We start from the raw sequence: 14,877 nt of genomic DNA, 5'->3' as shown, positions 1-14,877 counted from the left end.
TACGCGAACCAAAACGGGCGGGGTTTCTCTCAGGCGGATAGGAAGGGACCCGCACTTGGGCTACCGCTCGCATAAAGTTTGTACGAGTTTACAAGATGATCGTAGACGGCCCGAACACGCGGGATTTTCAAGACATTTTCATGTGCAACTACCCAGGTGTCGATCGTATGTACGACGACTTCCGGGAGAATGTGACATAGACCTGCGTCAGAGATACCGAGCGGGACCTGACATGCTACGATCCCTATGCCCGCTCTGGCTGCTGCGATCTGGGCGGGATGACTATCGGTGCGAATGACGAAGGTAGGCATTCCCTCATTCAGACCTAGCGTTGACGCGAGTTCCCACTCGGCGCGGCCACGATCTGGGCCTATGAGGTCATGATTTCTAAGATCCTCGACCGATGTTGGGCTCCCACGACGAGATATATAATCGTGGGCGGCGAACAAGCCTAGCGCGACCGCGGCGACCTTACGGATGACTAGCGATTCCTGTTCCGGCTGCACAGTTCGGACAGCAATGTCAGCCTCGTTGGTGAGAAGGTTCGATAGGCCGTTGGTTAGGACCAGCTCAACGCTCACCATTGGATATACGTCCCGCAAAGAGCGTAGCATCCTTGGCAACACGTCCGTGCCGACAACCTCTGGAACGCTCAGCCTAACTCTGCCTGATACGGTAGTATCAGATGAAGTAGCGTGTCGCGCGAAGCGGTGAGCAGCATCCGCCATCGCCTGGGCAGGCTCGCGGAGAGCTCTAGCCGACGCAGTTGGAACGAGGCCAGATCCTGACCTTACAAACAGAACGGTCCCTACCAAAGTTTCGAGCGCACCAATGCGCGAACGAACAGTGGGATGCGAGACACCCAGCTTGCGCGCCGCTTTTGCAAAACTTCCTAGCTCGAGAACTGCAAGAAAATACTTTTGGTCATCCCAAGACCATGAGTTGTCCATATTGCGCATCGCTTCGTAATTTGCGGTTGCGTCCTGCGCCTTCGCTCGCGTATCGGAGCGGAGACTGGCGAGAACAGGGATCACAAGCTCTATAGTGGTATGCCTCTTACTTTCACCGGTCTAGTTAGCCTGCGTCAGGGATATGAGCTAGACGGTGTTTCGCCATTTTCGCTTCTGCCGCTGTATGAAATTTTGCCATTCCAAACAGTTGACGTCGCACAGAATATGTCGCGGTTAAGGCCGGCACCAACCACTCAGCCTCCCGATAAGCAGTCTGTGAACATTGTGTCGCATCGATTGCCTACGCAACATTAGAAAGGTCGCAACATCATGACTGAGAGAGGACGTAAACTCGAGGGTTCACGCGATGTCGTAGTCGTTGGGGCGGGTATTGCAGGCCTTGCGCTGACAAGGTTGCTCGGACAAATGAACGTCTCCTGCGTCGCGTTGGAAAACCGGACGGCCCTAGTAGATGCTGGTCTCGCTATAAATCTGCCGGGCAATGCCATTGCGGCGTTGAGAACAATTGGTGTGGGCGATGAATTGAAAGCCTGCGGCGCCTCTATTGGACGACGCGAGTATCGATCCGGCAGCGGCCGTCTGCTGTTCGCGGTAGACGAAGCTTCCTTTTGGGGAACTGAAAACACGCCCCGATGTGTGCGCCGTTCCGACTTGGCTAGACTGTTCATGCAAGGTATTCCTAACGACAATATCCTGTACGATCGCGCAGTGACTTCCGCCACCATTGGTGAACATGACGTAGAAATCGCGACCTCTGCGGGAGACTTCCTTTCAGCTAGGTACTTCGTCGGCGCTGATGGCGTCAATTCAAGCGTCAGAAAGTGGTGTTCTCCTGGCGACGGAACATCGATTGCCACTCTTGGCGAAGCGAGCTGGAGATATATTGCGCCGAATCCCGGAATTGATTGTTGGACAGTTTGGATGGGCAAACACGCCATATTCCTGCTGATACCGTGCGGGCCAAACGAGGTCTACGGCTGGGCTACGATTAAGAGCGGGGCCGCTGACAATCATAATGTCGACGCGCTTCTCCACCATTCAAAAGATTTCCCCATAGCCGTAAGGCAAAGCCTTGTAGAGGCAATGGCAAAACCAGATACCGTTTTTCATTCGCCACTGACGGAAATACGGCCGTCACAGTGGGGTCGCGGCCGAGGCGTTCTCATCGGAGATGCAGCCCATGCAACTGCTCCCGTATGGGCTCAGGGAGCAGCACTGGCCCTTGAAGACAGCTTGGCGTTGGCCCTTCTTCTTGAATCGAAAACAGATCCAAGCGTCTTGACGGAAAAGCTCGCCAGCATCCGACAAACCAGGGTCCGTCACGTGCAGGCGATGACGGATCGCGCATCGAGGGTTGCTAGACTTCCTGCGTACCTGCGCACCATCCTTTTTCCAATACTTGGCCCAATGAGCTACAAAAATACATACGGGCCTCTCAGGCCATCAAAGTGACCGAGATCTAACGAGTGAGACCGGTTTTTTTTCATTGCGCCATGTGCTTCAGTCATTGCTACTCAAGTCGCAACACTTCCGTCACTGCTCTTCGCGTTGAAGCTCTACCGAAGACGCGCCGCGGCACGTACGGTCGCCGCACGCCGCTCCGCGATAAAATCATCGATTGCAGCTCTTGCGGCATCGACGAAGGAAGCTGGCGCCGTTTTCGGCGATCCAGTCTCGAATGGCGGCTTTGGGTCGTATTCCATCTGAAGCTGGATGGAGCTCGCGATTTCGCTCCCATAGAGCGACGAGACGATAGTGAGTGCAAAGTCTATTCCGGAGGTAACGCCAGCTCCCGTAACGCGGTTACGGTCCCAAACAACGCGTTCAGATACTGGTTCAGCGCCGAGAAGAGATAGTTGGTCTACAGAAGTCCAGTGTGATGTCGCCCGATATCCCCGCAGAAGCCCGGCCGCACCAAGCACAAGCGATCCTGTACAAACCGACGTCACCAGGTTCGCTTCCCCCGCGACCTTCTGAAGGAACGCGAGCGCTTCATCGTCCTCCATCAGTTCCACCTGCCCGGGGCCGCCTGGGACGCATATGATGTCGAGTGGTGGACAGGTCGCGAATGTCTTAGTTGGAACAATTGCCAAATTGCGATCCGACACGACAGGTCGGCGATTTTTCCAAATGAGGTGCACCGCCGCGCCAGGTGCGCGCGCAAAGACTTCGAAAGGCCCAGTCAAGTCAAGCTGAGTGAGTCGCGGGAACAGCAAGAAACCAACCGAAAGCGATTGTGGCGCGGACAATAGGGCATCCTCCTCGTCTCTTATCTCAATATAGATTGAATGGCCGAAGACGGGAACAATACGGGTCGTTCCCGTCCATCGAATCTCAGTGAGCAGCGTTCTCGATAAGGCTGGCGACGGTCTTCGGATTTGAAATCATCACAACATGTGAGGCGCCTGGGATCACAACAGTGTTCTTGGATTTAGCGCGTTCGGCCATGAACTTTTGAACCGCAGGCGGGATATTCTTGTCTTGGTCACCATAGACAAACCATGACGGGATAGACTTCCACGCGGCCGCGCTGGCGGGCTCGTCGAGTGCTGATTTGGCGATCGGCCGTTGTGTGGCAGCCATGAGAGAGGCCTCTTCGGCACTAACATCATGCGCAAACTGCTCACGAAACTTCTTCTGGTCTATGTAGAGATCAGCCCCTCCGTCCGGAAGTGTGACCGGATTGGCCAAAGCTGACGCCAAGGTGCCGCCAGGAAACTTTCCGGACAGTTCGGCGGCCGACTCTCCTTTATCGGGTGCAAAGGCCGCCACAAAGACAAGCGATTTCACATTATCCTTGCCCACAGCAGCCTCGGAGATGACCGAGCCACCGTATGAATGCCCGACGAGAACGACCGACGTGTCGATACTGTCGACGATCGATGCGACGTAACGAGCGTCGGACTGAACGCCTCGTAACGGGTTTGCGACGGCAATGGTCTGATACCCATCATCGTGCAAAATTTTCAATACATGGTTCCAACTAGCGCCATCGGCAAAAGCGCCGTGAACAAGAACCACCGTGGGTTTACCCGCGTCCGCGGCACTGAGTGGGCTAGCCAGCATCATGGCGGCCAGCCACGCCAAAGCAAGTTTATACATAGTTTCTCCTCATCGAGAGCTCTATCAATTAATACATTGCCTCGCCACGTACGGACCGCCCGGGCGTGGCTTGCTCTGAAAAATGTAGGCGACATCCTAAGGAGGAAACTGAAAATCAGCTTTCAGGTCTTGTAAGATTTTATGAGAGCAAACGCCGAAGGCTCGAATGAATTTCTCTCAGATTTCGTGAGGTGGGCGGTGAAGCCGATAACCAATCTGGAGGGATAACGGCAGGCGATCGCCGACGGTTACTCGTGAGAAATAGCTACCGGGTCCGGCATCAACTCGGCCGTCGCGTGGCGCCACCTGAATTTATGCCTTTTAAAGAACCGCCTCAGCACTTGCCCTCGCCCTCAGTCACCTTACGTTGAGTGTGTTGTAGCGAGGTGCGTGCGCGCGTTGCACCTCGATAATGCCAAGAGCCCCTTAAACTTATGAAAATTGTCGAAATCCACATCTATCAGCACGATCTGCCCGTCAACGGCGCCCCCTTCCATATCGCAGGCACAGAATTATCGACGCTTGAAACAACCCTTGTGAAAATCGTGGCAGATAACGCCCTGACAGGGTGGGGAGAAACTTGTCCAGTTGGGCCAACATACGCAGAAGCGCATGCAGGAGGAGCCCGAGCTGCTCTCCAACTTATGGCCCCGCAACTGGTGGGGATTGAGGCACTGCCCCTGACGCTGCATCGACAGATGGACAAGCTCTTAGCCGGTCACAACTATGCCAAGGCAGCGCTTGATATTGCCGTTTACGATCTTCTCGGAAAACATTTGAAGGTCAGAGTTTGCGACCTCCTGGGCGGAGCCCTTACTCGTCGGGTTCCGTCGTACTATGCGCTCGGGATTGGTGAACCCAGCGAAACCGCGCGTGCCGCTGCGGAAAAACGTGATGAAGGCTACCGACGTCTCCAAGTTAAAGTTGGTGGTCGTTCGGTTGAAACGGATATCGAGACTATTCGTAGAGTTTGGGAGGTCATTTCCAGTAGCGGCATTCAGCTCGTGGTGGACGCAACCGTAACTGGACGACCCGAGATACCTTACGTGTGAGCAGAGAATGTCCAGATATTCCATTCATTTTTGAGCAACCTTGCCGCACCATTGAGGATCTTCGTAAAATTAGGCCCCAGGTCTCCCATGGGATACACATGGATGAGAACGGTACCGACCTTGCCACGACTATCTCTGCTGCTGGACTAGGAATCATCGATGGTTTTGGAATGAAGATAACTGGTATTGGCGGTCTTCAACGTATGGCATCATTCCGGGACGTTTGCGGAGCAATGCGCCTCCCACATACGTGCGACGACGCCTGGGGCGGTGATATTATCGCGGCAGCGTGCGTACACATGGGCGCGACCGTCGACCCGGCACTACTGGAAGGGGTTTGGATCGCCGCCCCGTACATCGATGGTCACTACTACGATGGAGAGAACGGCGTCGGCGTCGAGGCAGGTCACATAGGGCTGCCTTTTGGTCATGGCCTTGGCATTGTTCCCGACGAGGGTAAGCTGAAACCACCTAGTCTTTCTTTCTGATCACCAACCCACGGGTCAGAGACAGAAGATTTTATTGCAAAGACTGAGACAACCCTGCCGGAGATAGGAATCGAAACAAGGGGTTCGAAAAAAGCTGCGCCTCCTGTTGGGACCGAGTGTCTAGTCCAACTCGGTCCCCGCCACTCACTCCCTCCTTAATCGAGGTCCGGTGTGCCCAACGAATTTTTTATGTCGTTATGGAATTGCCAGTTTCCTTCTGTCCAGCTTACACTCTGAACAGATTCCGAGATCTTCCAGCCATCGTCGCTTCGGACGAACTTCAGGTCATAACTGCCGACCAGCGTCTGGTAAGGGCTGCCCGCGGCATCCCGATAGAAATGGCTCGCATGCATCAACACGCGGCAACTGGCGGTGTCCCCGTGAATAACGATGCTCTGCGGGATCATAACATGCTCGTCGCCATCGAGCTGACTATGGAATTTTTCCGCGAGAGAGCACCATTTGTCAGCCGATACCCGAATACGTCCCATTCCAATCGTCGGGCTGTGATCCACCTCGATATAGTCCCCGTAGCACGTTCTCAGCAGCTGAAAATCATGCGTGTCGGTACCCTGGCCATATCTTTGGATTAGGTCACATATGGCCATATGATCAATGAGATAGTCCAGTTTTTTTTCGATTGGTGCATCTCGCAGCTCGAGCAGCTGCGCCGCTGTACTTACGTTGTTCAGCATAATGTTCACTTTCATCCGGTAACGATGTGGTAGACGGAGGGCTCCTCCGCCTTTATCATTACGGAGGCATCCTCCGTTTAGCAAGGGTAGAAATATGGCACCAAATGGCGAAGGTTCGAGAACAAGACGACCTCGCGCAGACGGCGAGCGTAACAAAGCGGCACTAATAGCCGCAGCCAAGGAATGCTTTAAGGCGCATGGACTGTCTGCCAGCTTGGAGCAAATAGCTCGCGACGCTGGTGTGGGAATCGGGACGCTATACCGTCACTTTCCAACGAAAGACGCTCTGATCGAAGGCGTTTACCGACACGAAACGGATCGGCTACAAGACGCTGCAAGCGACCTCGCTAAGACAAACTCCCCTGTCGACGCATTGAGAGCTTGGCTTATGCTGTTCGTGGATTTTCTCGAAGCCAAACAGAATCTCGGCAACGTCTTGGAAAGTCTCATAGGTGGGCCCGAAAAACTTTATAGTAACACTCCCAGCCTGCTCTCGCCGCCGGTTACGGCCCTCGTCACTGCTGCCAACGAAGCCGGGGAAATCGATTTGGCAATCGAGCCTCTCAACCTTCTGCGCGCCATCGTCGGGGTTGCTACTATCCGGCCGTCCCCGGTGTGGAGACGGCAAACTGAAGCGCTCATAGATTTGTTGCTCAAAGGCGCGCGGATAGAGCTACCGAAAGAACGTCGGTAGCCGTTGAGTTAAACGGCAGGGTGATGACGTCATCCATGGAGACCAACTTCGCGCGGAATACAGGTTCAGTCGCGGCACGTTGTCTTTGCATGATTTCGACGAGCGACGGTGAGCGATTTCCCGCTTCAACGACGGTGTGGACCTCGGTTGTCTTCTCTACGCAGCCTGGGGTCCACAAAGCATTTGCCCAACAATCCCCGCCGGACGGTTATGGGACAACAATGAGCTCTTCGGTCACAAGGCGGACTACGGAACTCAAGTCTATGAAGTTTTCGTGGTCCGGATCCACTCGGGCTGCAAAGTTTTCTGACAGAAACAATGCGTTCATGTCGCCCTCGTTCTGGAACCAAGCTTCTACGACGGCGTCGAACTGCGGTTCCTCCGCGGCAGAATAGTCCACAGGATAGGAAACGACGAAGCGGTTGATCTTCTTTGCTTCAGGAATGCTAAATAACATGGGAGCATGAATGTCCCGTCGGTAGTCCTGGAATTCTTGGATGCCCATACCATGCCTGCGCTTGAAGCCGATAATGACCTTGATCATGAAATCTCCTTTATGTTGGCGCCGCGTGCGGTGCCTAACTAAACTAGCCATGATCTCTGGGACGATCTATCTTCTGAAGTCCCAAATATTTTCGAGATTGTCCCATGGTCACTGACCCTTTGTCTGATGTCCTCTCATTGTTGACCCCGAAAACCTATATCGCGGGTGGTTTCGATCTGGGGGAGCAATGGGCATTGCAGTTCGAAAAGCATTCGGGGCTCAAGTATTTTGCACTTGTTACTGGGAGCGCTTGGGTTGCCGTCGATGGCGACAAGATTCCGATCCGGCTCGAGGCAGGAGATTGCATCCTGTTACCAAACGGACGCCGGTTCCTCCTCGCCCAAGACCTCGCGGTCGATCCGATTGAAGTTGTCTCTTTGCGAGAGGAGGACTGGAACGGGGGTATCGCGACGGTAAACGGCGGTGGAGAAACAACCATGCTTGGCGGTCACTTCGCATTCGCTGGTGACCATGTCGATATCCTTCTGGGATCAATGCCTACAATCATAGCCCTCCGTGATGAAGCCGATAAGGCGGGCCTTAGATGGGTGCTCGATCGAATGCGCCAAGAACTGTGTGAAGCACAGCCCGGCACGAAGCTCGTAGTGCAGCACCTCGCTCACTTATTGCTGGTCCAAGCTCTTAGGCTTTACCTTTCTCAAGGTTCGAGAGACGGGGTAGGCTGGCTCTTCGCGCTCGGCGATGAAAGGATTGCTGCTGCCATAACTGCTATCCACCTTAATCCGGGAAGCCAGTGGACCTTGCCTAAATTGGCGCGAAGAGCCGGGATGTCTCGATCAAAGTTCGCGCTTAAATTCAAAAGCGTGTCCGGTACGTCTCCAATTGCGTATCTGACACGTTGGAGGATGATGCTTGCTTGCCAACGCTTAACCAGCGGGTCGGAACCTGTCTCAAGGATCGCGCTGTCCCTGGGCTATGAATCCGAAGCAGCATTTAGCACCGCATTTAAGCGCGTAATGAACTGTTCGCCCCGTAAATACGCTTTGATCGGATAGCCAATATTTCCAATTCAGTCTCGGACAAACCGCCGTAGCGCACCTTCAGTTCGCCAGAGCACGATAAAGCGTCGCTCGATGAACGCCGAGTAACCGCGCAATCGAGGCGACAGACTTCTGCTCCGAATCGATCAGCTGCCGTGCATGCGCTACCTGTTCGGGACTGAGCGCGTTCGGTGGTCCAAACCGAACACCACGAGCTTTGGCGGCCGCTCGTCCAACGCTTGTTCGATCCAAGATCAACGAGCGTTCGAAGTCCGCAATGCCGGCGAAGACGGTCATGATCATCTTGCCGGCTGGCGAAGTAGTGTCAGCCCAAGGCTCGGCCAAAGAGCGAAGGCCAGCCTCCTTCTCTTTGATCCGATCAACGATATGGAGCAGGTCAGTTGTCGACCGCGCGAGACGATCAAGCCGCGTGACGTTAACCACGTCACCTGGTCGAAGGTGGTCGAGCATTTTTGCTAACTCCGGTCTGTCTTTACGGGCACCGGAAATCTTTTCCTCGAACACGCGCTTGCATCCGGCCGCCAGCAGGGCAGCGCGCTGTTGTTCGAGATCCTGTCCTTGTGTCGAAACGCGCGCGTAAGCGATGTGCATATGCGACCCTCATGTCGCAAATCCTTCAGCATTTGCGACAGAGTTATGCGACGGCCAAAACCGTTGAACTGCCGCCCACGGCCACGGTGTCGCATAACTTAGGACTTCCGCGACCTTAATATGTTGTCGGGGCCGATGGCCGGCCCTGATCATTGATCAGCTAAAATAGGTTTCTGCTATCACTTCTCGGATCACCTTCTATGTTATGAGGAGGGTAGAGATCGCTGCAAGCTTTTTTCCGCCACGGCCGCGCAAGACACCCCGGGTTGGTTTTGATATCCGATAGCGATATCAGCTAACCCGTTCATAGGACACTGCACTCTTACTGCCCCATCCGCTGAAGCGATACCCGAGGGAGCGGCCGTGCTCTGCGGTGCGAGAGTAGAAAAGCTAACCCAAAAAGGTATTGCTTGCAGCATGCCCCAATACTCGCGCAGGAAATGCCGGGGCACCGGAAGCTGTCTCTCCTGCCGTCGGTCGTCAACTCAGCGAACGAGCATCCTCTAGCATGCCCCTTCTCGACGAACGAAAGCCTAGTTGGTCTAAAGATGCTCTTCGCACCAGCTTCAATCTTTCAGAGAACTGGCTTACGAACAGTGTGACCCAATATTTGCAAGACGGCCTGGCATCATACTGGGAGGTTCGATTGAAAATAACAAAACTAGAAACGGTCCGCGTAGCCGAACGAAGCAATCTGCTGTGGGTTATGGTGCATACCGACGAGGGCATCACCGGCCTTGGCGAGACATTCTTCGGAGCGGAAACGGTTGAGGCCTATATCCACGAGTACGTGGCGCCTCGTGTGATCGGTCGCAATCCGCTGGCGATCGACCTCCTCGCTCAAGAGCTTGTCGGATATGTCGGCTTCCGCTCGTCGGGTGCCGAGGTTCGGGGCAATTCCGCCTTCGACATTGCGCTCTGGGACATTTTCGGTAAGGTCACCGGTCAGCCGATCGCCCAATTGCTTGGCGGTTTCTCTCGCAGCGAAATCCGCACCTACAATACCTGCGCCGGGACCGAATATATCAAAAAGGGGACCGGCCAGACGACCGCCAATTATGGCCTGTCGACCGGTAAAGACTACGATGACCTGAACGGCTTCCTGCACCACGCCGACGAACTGGCGGATTCCCTTCTCAGCGAAGGCATCACGGCGATGAAGATCTGGCCTTTTGATGCGGCGGCGGAAATGACCAGGGGCCAGTATATCTCCTCAACCAACCTCAAGGCGGCGCTCGAACCGTTCGAGAAGATCCGTACGGCAGTGGGCGACCGAATAGACATCATGGTCGAATTTCACTCCATGTGGCAGCTGTTGCCGGCTATGCAGATAGCCAAGGCTCTAAAACCCTTCGGCACCTTCTGGCACGAAGACCCGATCAAGATGGACAGCCTGTCCAGCCTCAAGCGCTATGCCGAGGTGTCGCCGGCGCCGATCTCGGCCTCGGAAACGCTTGCCACCCGCTGGGGTTTCCGCGACTATCTGGAAACGGGCGTGGCGGGCATCGTCATGCTCGACATCTCCTGGTGCGGCGGCCTGTCCGAGGCGCGCAAAATCGCCTCCATGGCAGAAGCTTGGCACTCGCCAGTCGCGCCGCATGACTGCACCGGCCCCGTGGTCCTTTGCGCGTCGACACATCTTTCGCTGAACGCACCGAACGCCCTGGTGCAGGAAAGCGTGCGGGCCTTCTATTACACCTGGTATCGGGATTTGGTCACGGCACTGCCGCAGGTGAAGAACGGCATGATCACCGTCCCCCCCGGCCCGGGACTCGGGATGGAACTCAATCCCGACCTCGACAAGGCTTTTACCGTCAGCAGGCGTCTTTCAAACGCTTCCAACCTGTGAGGGCACAACCTATGCAGGCCTCATCTCTCCCCGGCGTCAAGAGGGTTTCGGTCGCCGGTCCGGCGATCATGCTCCTGGGTATGCTGATGTTCGCACTCAACGACACGATGGGCAAATGGCTGGTCGCCAGCTACGGGCTCGGGCAGGTCGTCCTTCTGCGCAGCCTTGCGGCACTTGTCATTCTCGTACCGATTGTCTGGGTGGTGGGCTTTCCGGCGATCGCCAAGGCCGAACGCCCGTGGATGCAACTGGCCCGCGTCGTCTGCTCGACGGCAGAAGTGTTCTGCTTCTATTACGCAGTCATGTATCTGCCGCTTGCCGATGTCATGACCTACTGGTTGGCGGCGCCGATCTATGTCGCGGCGCTCTCGCCGCTTCTGCTCGGCGACACGGTTGGGTGGCGGCGGTGGACGGCCATCGCGATTGGATTCGTCGGTGTGGTCATCACGCTGGAACCGTCAGCTGCGATGTTCACAGCGCCGGCATTGATTTCGATCATCGGCAGCGGCGCCTTCGCTTTCATGATGATTTCCGGACGCTTTTTGCGTGCAACGCCGGATTCGACGCTGGTCTTCTTCCAGGTAGGCGGCGCCGGTCTGGCCGGCCTGGCCTTTGCGCCCTTCGACTGGGCCCCCGTCCAGTCGGGTTTTGATCTCAGTCTGCTCGCGCTTCTCGGCATCGTCGCGATGTCGGCCCATATGCTGGTCAATCGCGCCTTAAAGATTTCCGATGCGGCGACCGTCGCGCCGCTTCAGTACACGCTGCTGCTCTGGGCGGTCCTGTTCGGCTGGATGTTCTTCGGTGACGTGCCGCGGCTCAGCATGGTGATCGGCGCGGCGCTGATCGTGGCATCTGGCCTGTTCATCTTCGTGCGCGAGCAGATGCTGAAAAAGCGGGAAGAGGTCTTGCCGGCTTTTCCCGAGTAAGAAAAAGCCCACGCCGGCGTGGCGTGGGCTTTCTCTCGTGGCTATTGGGCGAAACGCTGTTCGGATCAGTTGCCGCGGATGGTTTTCAGTTCGGCCAGGATGCCGTCGACAACATTCTCACCGATCTCTGCCTTGTGCTTTTCATAGACCACCATGGACTTTTCGCGGATGCGGGCCTGCTCCTCCGCAGAAAGCTGGTTCACTTCCAGGCCTGCATCCTTGATCTTTTCCAGCGACTTCTTGTTGAGGTCGGCGATGACCTGACGCTCGACGTCGCGGCCGACGACCGCGCAATCACGTAGAGCGGTCTGTTCTTCCGGCGTATAGGTGTTGAAGATCGCCTTGGAGAACAGGAAGAGGAATGGCGTATAGGCGTGGTTCGTCTCTGTGATGTATTTCTGCACTTCGAAAAATTTCGAGGTGTCGATCGTCACATAGGGGTTTTCCTGGGCGTCGATCGCCTTGGTCTCAAGCGCCGAGTAGACCTCACCGAACGCCATCGGGGTGGCGTTGGCGCCGAGGTTCTGGAACGTGTCGAGGAAGATGTTGTTTTGCATGACGCGAACCTTCAACCCCGAGAAATCTTCCCATTTGGTGACCGGGCGCTGGGAGTTCGACAGATTGCGGAAACCATTCTCCCAATAGGCGAGATTGACCAAGCCGGAGGCGTCAAGCTTCTGGTTCATGGAATCGCCGAACTTGCCATCCAACACTTTGTAGGCTTCCGCCTGGCTGGAAAAGAGGAAGGGCAGATCGAAAACGCCAAGCGCCGGAATGATGCCGACGAGCGGCGACGAGGATGTCACGACTGCTTCCTGGACGCCGGAACGCAGCGCCTGGGTTGCTTGCAGGTCGCCGCCGAGCGCGCCACCCCAAAACGCAGTCATCTTCAGCTTCCCGTCGGATTTCTCATCCAGGCACGCCTGCATGGCCTTGATGCCGTTGCCGACCGGGTGATCGGCATTGATGCCGTTCGAGACGCGGATGTTGCGGCTGTTGAATTCGGCGAATGCCGGAGCCGACCCCGACACCGCAATCGCCAGTGCGGTGGTTGCGAAAAGAAGCTTCTTCATGATGGTCCTCCCATGGACAGTTGAATTGACAGAGTTGCACGCCGCCCGATCAACGCAGCCACCGCGCCGGCACGGTCACGATCTCGGGGAAAGCGACAAGCAGGAGCAGCAGCACCGTTTGAGCGAGCAGGAACGGCAGTACGCCGCCTGTGACCTTACCCAGCGGGATCCTCCCGACCCCGCTGACGACGTTGAGCACGACACCAACCGGCGGCGTGATGAGACCGATGCAATTGTTCATGATGAACATCACACCGAAATAGACCGGGTCGATACCCGCCTGCTTGACGATCGGCATTAGAACGGGCGTCAAGATCAGGATGGTGGGCGTCAGATCCAGTGCGGTGCCAACGACTAGCACGAGGATCATGATCGCCAGCATCAGAAGTTTCGGACGATCGATCAGCGGCTCGATATAGCCGGTGATCTCGGCCGGAATGTTCGCCGCGGTGATCAGCCATGCCGACACGAGGGCGGCGCAGACGAGGAACATGATGACGGCCGTCGTTTTTGCCGCGCGCAGGATCACCTGCGGCAATTCGCTGAGCTTGAGCTCCCGGTAGATAACCATGCCGACGAACATTGCATAGACGGCTGCAACGACGGCGGCTTCGGTCGGGGTGACCACACCGGCCTTGATGCCGCCGAGAATGATCACCGGCATGCCGAGCGCCCAAAGGGCGCGGCCGGTAACGTTCAGCCTTTCCTTGCCGGTCGCCTTCGGCAGCGGCTGGATATTGTCCTTGCGCATCACGTAGAGCCAGGTGCCGACCAGCGATACGCCCATCAGGAGGCCTGGCACGATGCCGGCCATGAACAGCTGGGTGATCGAGACGTTGGCAGCGACGCCGAAGACGATGAAGGCCATCGATGGCGGGATGACCGGGGCGATGATGCCGCCGGCGGCGATCAGGCCGCCCGATCGCGGGATGTTATAGCCGGCCTTGGCCATCATCGGGATGAGGATTGCGGCAAGTGCTGCCGTATCGGCCGCGGCCGAACCGGAAATCGAAGCCATGATGACAGCGGCAACAATCGCCACTATGCCGAGACCGCCACGAATGTGGCCCACCAGTGCGATGGCAAAATCGATGATACGCTTCGACAATCCGCCAGAATTCATCAATTCGCCGGCGAGGATAAAAAAAGGAATGGCGAGCAGCGTGAACGTATCGGCGCCCCCGATCATGTTCTGAGCGATGATCTGACTGTTGAACATGCCCATGTACCACATGAGAATGACGCCGCAGAACATCAGCGAGAAGGCGACTGGTACGCCGATGGCCATAGCTCCAAGAAGCGAACTAACGAAAACGAAAAGGGTCATTCAGGTGCGCTCCGCCATCTTTTCGATCGTCATGTTTTCGCCGGCGAAAGCAGCGATTTCGTCGTCGGTGACCCGGCCCGTGAGGAGACGAAGGAGCCGTTCGAGCGAGATCAGCACGCAGCCTGCGCCGGTGAAGAAGCCGATGCCATAGACCCAGGCCATGGAAAGACCCGTGACCGGAGCCGCCATGCTGGAATTAATCGGGAGCTGGACCCAGGTTCCCCAGAAGAAGATGGCGGAACACAGGATGATCGTCAGGTTGGAGAGGATCATGCAGATGATGCGCCCCCTGCGGCCGAACATGGCAACCAGGGTTTCCACGCCGAGGTGGCCATGCTCACGAAACGCCACGACGGCGCCGATGAAGGTCAGCCAGACGAAGAAGTAACGTGACATTTCGTCGGAGACCGTCAGGCCGGAATTGAAGCCGTAGCGCAGCACGACGTTGCCGAACACCATCAGGGCCATGCCCGACAGAAGCAGGATCAGCAGGAGCTCAAGGAACCTGTAGAATAGATCGACCGTTTTTTTCATGCTCTCCTC

General features: G+C 56.2%; 16 protein-coding genes and 1 pseudogene. 8 read left to right on the top strand and 9 right to left on the bottom strand.

Annotated features, from left to right (window positions below; translation table 11 throughout):
- Positions 1–29: 29 nt before the first annotated feature.
- Positions 30–950, bottom strand: coding sequence for a LysR family transcriptional regulator (locus ACQKKX_RS15090; RefSeq protein WP_427571846.1), 921 nt, complete (start codon positions 948–950; stop codon positions 30–32).
- A gap of 330 nt (positions 951–1,280) precedes the next feature.
- Here ACQKKX_RS15090 and ACQKKX_RS15085 point away from each other — a divergent pair, with 330 nt between their 5' ends.
- The gene (locus tag ACQKKX_RS15085; RefSeq protein WP_427571699.1) at positions 1,281–2,423 is read left to right on the top strand and encodes an FAD-dependent monooxygenase; all 1,143 of its coding nucleotides are present in this window, start codon (positions 1,281–1,283) and stop codon (positions 2,421–2,423) included.
- A gap of 104 nt (positions 2,424–2,527) precedes the next feature.
- Here the strand turns inward: ACQKKX_RS15085 and ACQKKX_RS15080 are convergent, their stop codons facing one another.
- Entirely contained in the window at positions 2,528–3,187 is a 660-nt protein-coding gene (locus ACQKKX_RS15080; RefSeq protein ID WP_427571845.1) for a DJ-1/PfpI family protein, read from the bottom strand.
- A 118-nt stretch (positions 3,188–3,305) separates the two neighbouring features.
- Positions 3,306–4,073: an alpha/beta fold hydrolase gene (locus ACQKKX_RS15075; RefSeq protein ID WP_427571697.1), complete on the bottom strand. Its 768-nt coding sequence runs from the start codon at positions 4,071–4,073 to the stop codon at positions 3,306–3,308.
- Between the two features lie 434 nt (positions 4,074–4,507).
- Here ACQKKX_RS15075 and ACQKKX_RS15070 point away from each other — a divergent pair, with 434 nt between their 5' ends.
- A complete protein-coding gene (locus tag ACQKKX_RS15070) occupies positions 4,508–5,125 on the top strand; it encodes a mandelate racemase/muconate lactonizing enzyme family protein (RefSeq protein ID WP_427571696.1) in 618 nt (205 codons plus the stop codon).
- Positions 5,122–5,613, top strand: a complete 492-nt coding sequence (locus ACQKKX_RS15065) for an enolase C-terminal domain-like protein (RefSeq protein WP_427571695.1) — start codon at positions 5,122–5,124, stop codon at positions 5,611–5,613. The genes ACQKKX_RS15070 and ACQKKX_RS15065 overlap by 4 nt, the downstream gene beginning before the upstream one ends.
- A 155-nt stretch (positions 5,614–5,768) precedes the next feature.
- Here the strand turns inward: ACQKKX_RS15065 and ACQKKX_RS15060 are convergent, their stop codons facing one another.
- Positions 5,769–6,308 (bottom strand): nuclear transport factor 2 family protein, encoded by a 540-nt coding sequence (locus ACQKKX_RS15060; protein WP_427571694.1) that lies wholly within the window; start codon positions 6,306–6,308, stop codon positions 5,769–5,771.
- Positions 6,309–6,402: 94 nt separating this feature from the next.
- Between ACQKKX_RS15060 and ACQKKX_RS15055 the strand changes: the two are divergent.
- A pseudogene (locus ACQKKX_RS15055) lies at positions 6,403–6,591 on the top strand (TetR/AcrR family transcriptional regulator); the annotation flags it as partial.
- Positions 6,592–6,696: 105 nt separating this feature from the next.
- Complete coding sequence (locus ACQKKX_RS15050) at positions 6,697–7,002, top strand: hypothetical protein (RefSeq protein WP_427571860.1); 306 nt, start codon at positions 6,697–6,699, stop codon at positions 7,000–7,002.
- A gap of 208 nt (positions 7,003–7,210) precedes the next feature.
- On the opposite strand, the gene ACQKKX_RS15045 is transcribed toward ACQKKX_RS15050, so the two are convergent.
- Positions 7,211–7,546, bottom strand: coding sequence for an EthD domain-containing protein (locus ACQKKX_RS15045; RefSeq protein WP_427571692.1), 336 nt, complete (start codon positions 7,544–7,546; stop codon positions 7,211–7,213).
- A gap of 104 nt (positions 7,547–7,650) precedes the next feature.
- Between ACQKKX_RS15045 and ACQKKX_RS15040 the strand changes: the two genes are divergently transcribed.
- A complete protein-coding gene (locus ACQKKX_RS15040) occupies positions 7,651–8,562 on the top strand; it encodes an AraC family transcriptional regulator (RefSeq protein WP_427571691.1) in 912 nt (303 codons plus the stop codon).
- Positions 8,563–8,607: 45 nt separating this feature from the next.
- Here the strand turns inward: ACQKKX_RS15040 and ACQKKX_RS15035 are convergent, their stop codons facing one another.
- On the bottom strand, positions 8,608–9,159 hold the full coding sequence (locus ACQKKX_RS15035; protein WP_427571690.1) for a recombinase family protein: 552 nt from the start codon (positions 9,157–9,159) through the stop codon (positions 8,608–8,610).
- Positions 9,160–9,805: 646 nt separating this feature from the next.
- Between ACQKKX_RS15035 and ACQKKX_RS15030 the strand changes: the two genes are divergently transcribed.
- Complete coding sequence (locus tag ACQKKX_RS15030; RefSeq protein ID WP_427571844.1) at positions 9,806–11,008, top strand: mandelate racemase/muconate lactonizing enzyme family protein; 1,203 nt, start codon at positions 9,806–9,808, stop codon at positions 11,006–11,008.
- Positions 11,009–11,076: 68 nt separating this feature from the next.
- Complete coding sequence (locus ACQKKX_RS15025; protein ID WP_427571688.1) at positions 11,077–11,934, top strand: DMT family transporter; 858 nt, start codon at positions 11,077–11,079, stop codon at positions 11,932–11,934.
- 65 nt (positions 11,935–11,999) lie between these two features.
- Here the strand turns inward: ACQKKX_RS15025 and ACQKKX_RS15020 are convergent, their stop codons facing one another.
- The 3 genes from ACQKKX_RS15020 to ACQKKX_RS15010 are packed head-to-tail and all read right to left on the bottom strand — an operon-like array spanning position 12,000 to position 14,868.
- The gene (locus tag ACQKKX_RS15020; protein WP_427571686.1) at positions 12,000–13,007 is read right to left on the bottom strand and encodes a TRAP transporter substrate-binding protein; all 1,008 of its coding nucleotides are present in this window, start codon (positions 13,005–13,007) and stop codon (positions 12,000–12,002) included.
- A gap of 49 nt (positions 13,008–13,056) precedes the next feature.
- Positions 13,057–14,334: a TRAP transporter large permease gene (locus ACQKKX_RS15015; protein WP_427571685.1), complete on the bottom strand. Its 1,278-nt coding sequence runs from the start codon at positions 14,332–14,334 to the stop codon at positions 13,057–13,059.
- Positions 14,335–14,868 carry a TRAP transporter small permease gene (locus ACQKKX_RS15010; RefSeq protein ID WP_427571684.1) on the bottom strand — a complete coding sequence of 178 codons (534 nt, stop codon included), beginning with the start codon at positions 14,866–14,868 and terminating at the stop codon, positions 14,335–14,337.
- Between the last annotated feature and the right edge of the window lie 9 nt (positions 14,869–14,877).

Source organism: Neorhizobium sp. NPDC001467, from assembly GCF_050275975.1.
Lineage (GTDB): Bacteria > Pseudomonadota > Alphaproteobacteria > Rhizobiales > Rhizobiaceae > Neorhizobium.
This window is presented reverse-complemented; position numbering and strand designations above follow the sequence as displayed.